The sequence below is a fragment of the Pseudactinotalea sp. genome (genome assembly GCF_048594945.1).
Taxonomy (GTDB): Bacteria; Actinomycetota; Actinomycetes; order Actinomycetales; family Beutenbergiaceae; genus Pseudactinotalea.
On sequence record NZ_JBMDXJ010000001.1, the window covers coordinates 1 to 8,884 of the forward strand.

Consider the following 8,884-nt stretch of genomic DNA (forward strand, 5'->3'; position numbering starts at 1 on the left):
GCCCTCGTCTACCGCGCCCGCGGCATGAGGCCGGAGGAGGCCGCCGCGCGTGCGGAGGAGCGACTGGCCGAGGCCCTCCGTGGGGCCGAGCCCGAGCTCCATGATTCGCCTGACCACGAGGAGATCGGATCGGCGTGGGGCGCGGCGATCTCCAGCTTCTGCTTCTTCGCCTCGGGCGCGTTGATCCCCGTGCTGCCCTACCTGCTGGGCCTCGATGGCCTGACGGCGGTGCTCGTTGCGGCCGGTCTGGTGGGAGCGGCGTTGATGGTCACCGGGGCGATCGTGGGGGTGCTGTCAGGCGCCCCGCCGCTGCTTCGCGCGTTGCGCCAGCTCGCGATCGGCTGGGGCGCGGCTGCCGCCACCTACGCCCTTGGGCTGCTGTTCGGCACCACCGTCGGCTGATCCCTGCGCTCTCCCAGCCAGCTTTCAACGCTCTTCCGACCCAGCCACGCTCTCAACGCTGAAATGTCCACCGTGCCGTCGTGGCACGGCTCTACCGAATCAGCGTTGAAAGCTGTGTGCCGCCGGATCAGCGTTGAAAGCGTGGCCGTGACGGGAGTGCGTTGAAAGCTCAGGGGGCGGGGAGGGCGGAGACCTTCGCGATCTCCTCCTCGGTGAGCGCGAAGCCGGTGACGTCGAGATTGGCGGCGATGCGGTCGCGGTGGACCGACTTCGGAATCGCGACCACACCGGTGTCGAGGTGCCAGCGCAGCACCACCTGGGTGGGGGTGACGCCGTGCGCGGCGGCCACCTCGGCGAGCACCGGGTCCTCGAGGTTGGTTCGCTTGAACGGGCTGTAGCCCTCGAGGACCACGTCGCGCTCGCGGTGCGCCGCCACGAGGTCGGCGTCGTAGTCGGCAGGGCTCCAGGGGATCTGATTGATCGACGGCGTGACTCCAGTCGCGTCCGTCAGCTCGTCGATCTGGGCGGGTGAGTAGTTGCTGACGCCGATCGCGCGGGCCTTGCCGGCCTGCTGGGCGGCGATCACGTTCTGCCACACGTCGGGGCGCGCTTCCTTGTTCGGCGGCCAGTGCACGAGCCACAGGTCCACGTACTCCAGGCCGAGCTTCGCCAGGGACTCGTCGATGATGCGCGGGGCGTCGTCGACCTCCTTCGGTGGCAGCTTGGTGGTCACGAAGATCTCGGAGCGGTCGAGGCCGGAGTCGGCGACGGCACGCCCCACGGCTTCCTCGTTCCCGTAGGCGCGGGCGGTGTCGATGTGGCGGTAGCCGAGGTCGAGCGCGGTGCGGACCGCCTCGTAGGCCTCATCGTCGGGTGCCTGCCACGTGCCGAGTCCCAGCAGCGGGATCTCGACGCCAGGGCGAAGGGTGACGGTCGGGATGGGATCGCTCATGTGTCCATCCAACACCACACCGCCTGCGGCCTACCGCAGCGAGCTCGACGATCGGGAGGCAGACTGGGACGCATGGACGAACCTCAGCTGAAGCCGATGCCGGAGGACTGGGAGCGCGCGCTCGCGATCGTCGCGCACCCGGACGACATGGAGTACGGCATGTCGGCCGCCGTCGCCCGCTGGACGGCGCAGGGCAAGACCGTCGACTACCTGCTGGTCACGCGTGGCGAGGCAGGCATCGACACGATGGCTCCCGAGGAGACCATTCGGGTACGGGCCGCCGAGCAGCGAGCGGCGTGCGACGCCGTCGGCGCCTCGAACCTGGAGTACCTCGACCACCCGGATGGGACGATCCACGACACCATGCGGCTACGGCGCGACATCGCCGCCGCCGTGCGGCGGCACCGGCCCGACGTCGTGCTCACCACCACGCCCCGCGACTTCTTCCCCGGCGGGATGTACAACATGGCCGACCACCGGATCGTCGGCTACGCCGTGCTCGACGGCGTCCGCGACGCCGCCAACCGCTGGGTCTTCACCGACCTCACCGGACCCGACGGTGAGGTGCTCGAGGCCTGGTCCGGAGTCAGGTTCACCGCGATGGGCGGGTCGATCGAGCCGAGCCACGCCGTCGACGTGACCGACACCCTCGACGCCGCGGTCGCCTCGCTCAAGGCTCACGAGGCCTACCTCGCCGCGCTCGACTGGCACCCGGACCCGGACGAGATGATCCGCTCGTTCGCCACCGAGGCCGCGCCGCGCTTCGGAGGCGTCCCGGCGATCACCTTCGAGGTGATCGGGCTCGCCGAGTAGGTCGCGACCTGGGTCCGCTCAGACCTCGAACTCCTCGACGGCGGCGCCCCGGATCAGGCCGTCGAGCTCGCCCTGGGTGCCCTCGCCACGGAACGTCTCCAGTGCCTCCCGGTCGCGCCACCGCTCGCTCACGTTGATGCGGCCGGGATCGATCGGGTCGGGGCTGACCGAGAAGTCGAGGCAGCCGTCGGTCGCCCGCGCTTGCCGCACCGCATCGAGCGACAGGGTGATCGCGCGGTCGCGGTTGGCCGGTGCCACCTCCAGGTGGCCCACCACCACGATCATCGAGCGCTCAGCCGCTCGAGTGCACGCCGCAGCTTCGGTGCGAGCTCGCGCCCGTCGGCGCCGGAGACCTCCGAGATCGTGCTCGCGGGAGTCCACAGGGTGTCCATCGTGGCCACGGGCGTGCCGTGCGCGAGTACCTGTTCCCCCGGGGTCAGCTCGCGGATCGCGATCGCGGCCACGCGGTCCGGGTGCTCGGTGGCGAACTCGCGGTAGATCATCGGGTCGTGCTGACCGTCGTCGCCCACAAGCACCCAGCGGATCTGCGGGAACTCGGCCCGCAGCCGCCGCAACATCGACCGCTTGTGCTCCTGCCCGGACCGGAACCAACCGGTGTTCGTAGGGCCCCAGTCCGTCATGAGCATGGCGCCCGCCGGGTAGCCGCCGGTCCGCAGCACCTGCACGAGGGTCGGCAGGATGTTCCACGCGCCGGTGGAGAGGTAGAAGGCGGGTGCGCCGGGATGGCGCGCGAGCACCTCGTCGTACATGGCCGCCATCCCGGGCACCACGCGCCGCGCGCTGCCGTGCCGGATGAAGGTGTTCCAGACGGCGATGAACGGCCGCGGGACCGACGTCACCATCACCGTGTCGTCGATGTCGCTGACCAGGCCGACCGTGGCATCGCCGGACACGATCTGCACGCGCGCGGTCTCGGGCCGTGCGGCGCGGGCGGCGATCGTCACGTCGTGCCAGCCCGGTCCGAGCCCGTGGCCGCGGAGCTCGACGTCGATGTACCCCGACCGGTCGGTCTTGGTGCGGTACTCGGTGTCGCCGATCGTGATCGCCACGGGCAGGTAGCCCACCGGCGCGGTGATGTAGGAACGCCAGCCGCGCTGGGCGAACACGGCCTCGGCGAGTTCCTCCGGCGTGGCCGCCGAGTCGGCGTGCGCCTCCGCCTCGATGTGCCGCCCGAGCACCACACGAGCCATCACGCGCACGAACTCCTCGCCGCCGTACCCGATGTACGGGATGGTGCGCGGCCGCCAGCCGCGGGCCTTGAGAAAGGGTGTGAGTCGGCGGTGGAACGAGTCCTCCCAGCGGGCAGCGATGTGGGTCCCGGCCATGCAGCCAGGCTAGCGATCCTCAGCGGCATGGTCGTCCGGGGAGTTCTCCCCTCGTTCGTGATGACGACGGCGGAGGGTTCGCGACACAGTCAGGTTGTGTCAGTCCGTGGAGACAAAATGAGGGGAACGACGATGAGCAAGGTCCGAGGTTGGGTGGCGGTGCTCCTGGGAGCGGCGGTCGTGAGCGCTGTCGGCGCGTGCGGCGTGCAGTCCGGGGCCGATCCGACCGAGGGCTGCACCGACGAGACTCGCACGGCAGGTGAGCCCGGCGATGGCGAACCGCTGCTGACCCTCGGCAGCGAGACGGGCGCGCCGACCATCGTCTACTCCGACGGCGCCGTGGTGATCCCCACCGAGAGTGCCGCCGACCTCGCCGCCGGCGCGGCCGCCGGGCACCTGCAGGTGCCGATGATGATGCCGGGGTACAGCGGAGAAGAGCCGGGTGGCTTCACCGCCGGATGGCTCTCGGAGTGCGAGCTCGAGGCGGTGACCGGACTGGCCGACGACTTGCTGGTCGAAGGCGTCGACTTCGGTGAGCCGATCGTCACCGACTCCGGCAGCACCTCGGTCACGTACGGGGACTTCTCGACGTCGATCTACGCCTTCTCACGCACCGACCCGAGCGACTGGGGCGGCCTCAGCGATCGGCAGAACCAGGCACGGCAGGACCTCGCCGACCTCTGGGACGTCGTCGACAACGCGACCGAGCTGACCGACGAGCTCCCGATCGACCGGTTGTTCATCCGCTTCTACGGCTCGATCTCCGACGACGAGGTCACCGACTGGCCGCTTGAGGCGCCGATCTCGGAGCTGTCCCAGAACGGGTGCGCCACCGTGGCCGATGCCGCCGACATCGAGGCGCTCCTGGACCGGCTCGATTCCGGCGAGGAGCTGCTCGAGGACACTGACTGGCGCCTGGCGGTGGTTGCGGCAGCGCCGGGCGTGTCTGACTGCGAGGGGTGAGGCAGCTCGTCAAGCTCGTCAGAGCAGACCCGAGGCGAGCACGAAGATCGCCAGGCCGTGCGTGAGCGTCGAGCCCACGATGCCGGCGCGCAGCCTGACGAGCCCGCAGACGAGTCCTTCGACCAGGACGAACACGATGAGCGGGAGGCCGACGTCCGTCACGATCATCGCCAGGTGCAGGTGTCCGGCGGCAAAGAGCACACCGGTGGCCAGCGCTGCTCGCAGTTCGGCCCGCCGAGCCGTCTCGACCCCGCCATCGGACACGAGCGCGTCGTAGAGGTAACCGCGGAACAGCAGTTCCTCCAGCGCGTTGCCGACGAGAGCCATCGCGAGCAGCGCGGGCAGAGCTGACAGCGCGACAGCACCCCCACGTTGTTCGTTGGGTGTGCCCCGGCGGAGAAGCGCGAACGGGGTCACCACGACCACCGCTCCCAGGACGCCGAGCAGAAGCGACCGCCCGAGGTGCTCTCCCTGCCAGACCAACCGGCGCCGCGCCTGGGCGCCGAAGCCCCACAGCAGCAGGACGATGGTGGCGGCGCTCATCGCGGCCAGCAGCCAGTACGCGATCGGCTCGGCCCCGAACCGTAGCCAGGCGGCACCGTTCGCAGTGGCACCGAACTCCCACAGACCCGACGTCGTCATCGCGTCCCGCACGAACAGGAAGCCCATGATGGCGACGACCACCCGGATCCCGATGTGCCGGGCCGGGATCATCGCGATGGCGACGACCACCAGGGAGAACCCAGGCGCGATCCCGACGAGGTACTCGACGAACGTCGTCACACTCCGATGATGGCAGAGGTGGCTCGGACAGCCGAGACGTCAGCCGAAGTCAACACCTTGCGCGAGCGGCAGCTCGGTCGAGTAGTTGATCGTGTTGGTGGCGCGCCGCATGTAGGCGCGCCACGCGTCGGAGCCGGACTCGCGGCCGCCGCCGGTGGTCTTCTCGCCGCCGAACGCACCGCCGATCTCGGCTCCGGAGGTACCGATGTTGACGTTGACGATGCCGCAATCCGAGCCGTCGGCGGCCATGAACCGCTCAGCCTCACGCTGATCGAGCGTGAAGATCGAGCTGCTCAGACCCTGCGGCACCGCGTTGTGCATCGCGATCGCCTCGTCGAGGTCGTCGTAGGACATCACGTACAGGATCGGCGCGAACGTCTCGCGGTGCACCACCTCCGACTGCGCGGGCATCCGCACCAGTGCGGGGGAGACATAGGCGGCACCGGGGGCACCGTCGACGTCGACCGGCTTCCCGCCCACGATCACCTCGCCGCCCTCGGCCTGCGCGTGGTCGAGCGAGGCGAGCATGCGCTCGCGGGATGCCTCGTTCACCAGCGGCCCCACCAGCGTGGTCTCGGCTCGCGGGTCACCGATCGGGAGGTTCTCGTAGGCGCGAGACAAGCGTTGGACGACGTCGTCGACGATCGAGGAGTGCACGATCAGCCGGCGCAGCGACGTGCACCGCTGCCCCGCGGTGCCGACCGCCGAGAACACGATGCCCCGCACCGCCAGGTCGAGATCCGCGCTCGGCGCGACGATCGCGGCGTTGTTGCCGCCCAGCTCGAGCAGGCTGCGCCCGAAGCGCGCGGCCACCACCGGGCCGACCTCGGCGCCCATGCGCTCCGAGCCGGTCGCCGAGAGCAGCGCCACATCCTGGTGAGCGACCAGTGCCTCGCCCGCCTCGCGGGCTCCCAGCACGACGGCGGAGACCCCCTCGGGTGCACCGGCCTCGGCGAGCGCCCGGTCCAGCAGGGTGGCGCTGGCCAGCGCGGTCAACGGGGTCATCTCCGAGGGCTTCCACACCACGGTGTCACCGCAGACGAGCGCGATCGCCGTGTTCCAGGCCCACACCGCGGCGGGGAAGTTGAAGGCTGAGATCACGCCCACCACGCCGAGCGGGTGCCACGTCTCCATCAGCCGGTGCCCGGGCCGCTCCGAGGGCATCGTCTGCCCGTACAGCTGCCGCGACAGCCCCACGGCGAAGTCGCAGATGTCGATCATCTCCTGGATCTCACCGCGCGCCTCGGCGGTGATCTTGCCCGCCTCGAGGGTGACGAAGGTGGCCAGGTCGTCCTTGTGCTCGCGCAGCGCCTCGCCCCAGGCCTTGACGACGGCGCCCCGCGCCGGCGCCGGGATCGTGCGCCAGGTGAGGAACGCCTCGTGCGCCGTGGCGACGGCGGCGTCGACCTCGCCGGCGCCCGCCTGCGGGAGCGTCGCGATCGTCTCACCCGACAGAGGTGAGCGGACCTCAAAGGAGGCTCCGCCGTCGGCAATCGTGGGGAGCTCGATGCCGAGGCTCGACAGAGCTTCGGTGGCGGCGGTGGCGACGTCGGTTCCGGCGGTGAGAGTCACGGTGGTTCTCCTTAGTGAGTCCGCGAAAGGGAGCACATGTGTCGAAAGGGAGCGGCCGGCCGTGCCCTATCGACACGCTTGCGCCCTGTGGGTGGGAGTTAGGGGGCGAGGGAGACCTGCTGCTGGGCGGCATACAGGTCGAACGGATCGTTGAGGTCACGGCCGAGCGCGCCGGCCATCCAGTCGGCATCGAGCACGGTGGCTTCCTGGGTGGTGTCCTTGGCGCCGTCGGAGGTCAGGTTGGACTGGAAGATCCCGGCCGCGCTCGCGGGCAGGAAGTCCTCGTAGACGATCGGCGTGCGAGCGCCGTCGGGGGAGTAGGTGAAGTAGGCCAGCTCACGCTCGGCGAGGCCGTCCTCGGTACTCGGGAAGTCGCGCTGCCACAGCTCGCGCAGCACCTCCTGGCGGCCCTCCGCCGTCGTTACCCCGCGCTCGGCGTACAGCTGCTTGGCCTCGACGATCACGCGGTCGTAGATGTCGCGGCCGGCGCGGGTGAGCGCGATGCCGCGGGCCTCGACCTCGCCGAAGCGGACGCGGAGGGAGTCCTTGCTGATCGAGCCGTCGGGCATCCGGAAGGTGCGCGGCTCGGCGAGCGCACGGAACGAGGTCTGCCGCAGCAGCACATCCGGGCCCTCCCAGCGAGGCGGGCCCTGGATGTCGTCGATCATCGTGATCCCGCGGGCTTCCATGCGCTCGTAGAGGGCGTCGATGTCGAGCACGCGCGGAGTGAGGTGGTTGATGTGGGTGGAGCCCACGCCGCCGATGTCAGCGGCAACCGCACTGACCTGCTCCAGCTCGTCGTACCAGGCGCGTTCGACCGGCTCGGGCGAGAGCTCGAAGACCGCGGTGGCCAGCTGCAGGAACCGCTCGGCGTGCTCGCCAGGCAACCCGCGCTCGGCCTCCGCGCGGTCAGCGAGCGCCAGCAGCTCGGGGCCGAAGATCTCGCGGCGGGACAGGAAGTTCTCAAGCCGGTGCTGCAGGTCCTCGGAGAAGAACCGGCGGTCGCTGGGCGTGATCACGGAGGTGAACACGCGGAACGGGTTCTTGGCGAGCTCGTCCGCCTCGATCGGGCGGAAGGCGGTCGAGACCACCGGCACCGCCGAGGTGGCCGCCTCGCGTAGGTCGTAGAAGCCGACCGCGTGCATCCCGATCGCGCCGAACACCCGGGCCACCTGCGACATCTCGGCGGGCGTGCCGAGCCGGATCGCGCCGTGCCGCTCAGCCGTGACCCGGTCGATGCTGCCGAGTCGCTGTGCTGCGTCCGGGTCCTGCGCCATCACATCGGCGTTGACCTCGTGACTGACGTCGAGCAGCGTGGTGTAGGCGGGCACCTCCACGCCGTACATGTCCGACAAGCTCCGTGCGAACGCCGCCCGCAGCTGCCACTGCTCGACAAACCCTCCGGAACCCACCGCGACCCCTCTCCTCGCTGAACGCGCGGTATCTGCTGCTCTCGCGCCGGGAACGGCACGTACTCCGCGCTCGGCGCTGCGAAACGGCAGGGAAGCCGCGTTCGCCACTGCGCCATTGTGCACCCCAGGTCCACCATGTGGACACCCGCCCACGCCTCGGGCGGCGGTGTCTCAGGCGCTGGCGCGTGGGTCGCCGTGTGGTGACGGCGCGAACTCGGCGGGAGGTGGATGGAGCGGGTGCGGTCAGTGGTCGCGGTAGAGGCAGAAGGGGTGGCCGTCGGGGTCGAGGAGCACGCGTACGTCCTGCTGCGGCTGAAACTCGGCGAGCGTGGCGCCGAGGGCGAGCGCGTCCTCGACAGCGGGTTCCAGCTCTCTGACGCCGATGTCGAGGTGCATCTGCATCTGCTGGGTGCCGGGCTCGCCGGGCCAGACCGGCCGCACGTGCGTCTCCTCGAGCTGGAACGCAAGGTTGCTCGTGGTGGGCGTGCCGGAGGGATCGCGCATCACCATCGTCACCCAGGTGGGGTCGCTGCTGCTGATCTCCCAGCCGAGCAACGTCGAGTAGAAGTCGGCGAGCGCCACTGGGTCAGGGCTGCCGAGTACGGTGCCGACCCAGCTCGTGAAACCGCGGATCCCGGCCA

Annotated in this window: 10 protein-coding genes; 3 read left to right on the top strand and 7 right to left on the bottom strand. The window is 70.3% G+C overall.

The genetic code is table 11. The annotated features are described in order from the left end of the window. The coding region (locus ACOJSN_RS00005) for a VIT1/CCC1 transporter family protein (RefSeq protein WP_420110456.1) at window positions 1–402 on the top strand (402 nt) is incomplete at its 5' end. Between the two features lie 169 nt (window positions 403–571). Here ACOJSN_RS00005 and ACOJSN_RS00010 read toward each other — a convergent pair. Beyond that, window positions 572–1,354 (bottom strand): aldo/keto reductase, encoded by a 783-nt coding sequence (locus tag ACOJSN_RS00010; RefSeq protein WP_420110457.1) that lies wholly within the window; start codon window positions 1,352–1,354, stop codon window positions 572–574. A gap of 72 nt (window positions 1,355–1,426) precedes the next feature. Here ACOJSN_RS00010 and ACOJSN_RS00015 point away from each other — a divergent pair, with 72 nt between their 5' ends. Beyond that, complete coding sequence (locus tag ACOJSN_RS00015) at window positions 1,427–2,167, top strand: PIG-L deacetylase family protein (RefSeq protein ID WP_420110458.1); 741 nt, start codon at window positions 1,427–1,429, stop codon at window positions 2,165–2,167. 18 nt (window positions 2,168–2,185) lie between these two features. Here ACOJSN_RS00015 and ACOJSN_RS00020 read toward each other — a convergent pair whose 3' ends face one another. Continuing rightward, window positions 2,186–2,452 carry a putative quinol monooxygenase gene (locus tag ACOJSN_RS00020; RefSeq protein ID WP_420110459.1) on the bottom strand — a complete coding sequence of 89 codons (267 nt, stop codon included), beginning with the start codon at window positions 2,450–2,452 and terminating at the stop codon, window positions 2,186–2,188. Next, on the bottom strand, window positions 2,449–3,513 hold the full coding sequence (locus ACOJSN_RS00025) for an App1 family protein (RefSeq protein WP_420110460.1): 1,065 nt from the start codon (window positions 3,511–3,513) through the stop codon (window positions 2,449–2,451). Before ACOJSN_RS00025 ends, ACOJSN_RS00020 begins: the two co-directional genes overlap by 4 nt. A 132-nt stretch (window positions 3,514–3,645) precedes the next feature. On the opposite strand from ACOJSN_RS00025, the gene ACOJSN_RS00030 reads away from it, so the two are divergent. Then, entirely contained in the window at window positions 3,646–4,476 is an 831-nt protein-coding gene (locus ACOJSN_RS00030) for a hypothetical protein (RefSeq protein ID WP_420110461.1), read from the top strand. Window positions 4,477–4,494: 18 nt separating this feature from the next. Here the strand turns inward: ACOJSN_RS00030 and ACOJSN_RS00035 are convergent, their stop codons facing one another. From ACOJSN_RS00035 to ACOJSN_RS00050, 4 genes are all read right to left on the bottom strand, one after another. After that, complete coding sequence (locus ACOJSN_RS00035) at window positions 4,495–5,259, bottom strand: CPBP family intramembrane glutamic endopeptidase (RefSeq protein ID WP_420110462.1); 765 nt, start codon at window positions 5,257–5,259, stop codon at window positions 4,495–4,497. 39 nt (window positions 5,260–5,298) lie between these two features. Beyond that, window positions 5,299–6,831: an aldehyde dehydrogenase family protein gene (locus tag ACOJSN_RS00040; protein ID WP_420110463.1), complete on the bottom strand. Its 1,533-nt coding sequence runs from the start codon at window positions 6,829–6,831 to the stop codon at window positions 5,299–5,301. Window positions 6,832–6,929: 98 nt separating this feature from the next. Beyond that, complete coding sequence (locus tag ACOJSN_RS00045) at window positions 6,930–8,243, bottom strand: 2-oxoadipate dioxygenase/decarboxylase family protein (RefSeq protein ID WP_420110464.1); 1,314 nt, start codon at window positions 8,241–8,243, stop codon at window positions 6,930–6,932. Between the two features lie 243 nt (window positions 8,244–8,486). Further along, window positions 8,487–8,884, bottom strand: a 398-nt coding sequence (locus ACOJSN_RS00050; protein WP_420110465.1) for a VOC family protein, incomplete at its 5' end; no start/stop codon positions are given.

What these genes read in the sequence shown, in the direction of transcription:
- ACOJSN_RS00030 (WP_420110461.1), top strand. Translation starts at nt 3,646, where the DNA reads ATGAGCAAGGTCCGAGGTTGGGTGGCGGTGCTCCTGGGAGCGGCGGTC.
- ACOJSN_RS00010 (WP_420110457.1), bottom strand. Translation starts at nt 1,354, where the DNA reads ATGAGCGATCCCATCCCGACCGTCACCCTTCGCCCTGGCGTCGAGATC.
- ACOJSN_RS00015 (WP_420110458.1), top strand. Translation starts at nt 1,427, where the DNA reads ATGGACGAACCTCAGCTGAAGCCGATGCCGGAGGACTGGGAGCGCGCG.
- ACOJSN_RS00020 (WP_420110459.1), bottom strand. Translation starts at nt 2,452, where the DNA reads ATGATCGTGGTGGTGGGCCACCTGGAGGTGGCACCGGCCAACCGCGAC.
- ACOJSN_RS00025 (WP_420110460.1), bottom strand. Translation starts at nt 3,513, where the DNA reads ATGGCCGGGACCCACATCGCTGCCCGCTGGGAGGACTCGTTCCACCGC.